Genomic DNA, 647 nt, shown 5'->3' on the forward strand with positions numbered 1-647 from the left:
TGGTATCTTGTATTAAAAGATAAGAATAAATTGTAAGGTTTAAGTTATGGCTAATTATGCAGATGCAATGAATGTCGCGATTGATAAGAAAAGAAATAATATACTTGATGATGGTAAGAACTTCACTCCGTATCGACATAGGAAAGGAATGACTCTTTATCTTCGACTAAATATTAAAAGATGTGATGAAGAAGTAAGAAATGGCTGTCCTAAGAATAAGGTTGTCATTGTTGCCAAAAAACGTATTGATGACATTCCAAAGTATACATTTGAAGAGTTTCTAGAAAACGATGTAACTGAATGTGTAAAGTCAGGGGAGTATAATGTTACCAAAGGGGCTTACGACAAGTTTATAGCTAAACACAAATCTTATTATAGAATATATCATGAAGCAAAAGTGAATGAATGCCGTGGTTATTTCGATATTGATAGAGCTGGAATTAAGAAAGAGGCGGCAAAGATATCAAAGCCAATCCATGATGTTGCAGATATTGTTGAAAAGCTTGCTTTAGATGGTCTTTTGACTGCTGTAGAAGCACAAGATCTGTATCAGTCAATGTACAGAATTAAACAAGTATTAGACGCATACGTTATGCCTGATATTCTTTTTCAGAATATGCTTTTCTATGATAAAAAATTAACTGATA

The 647-nt window shown here is 32.6% G+C and carries 1 protein-coding gene; it reads left to right on the plus strand.

Annotated elements, in window-relative coordinates:
* Positions 1 to 46: 46 nt before the first annotated feature.
* Positions 47 to 647 (plus strand): hypothetical protein (locus R7Q46_RS27765; protein WP_318078373.1); only part of this gene is annotated, 601 nt, incomplete at its 3' end.

It is taken from the genome of Vibrio sp. 811 (assembly GCF_033339195.1).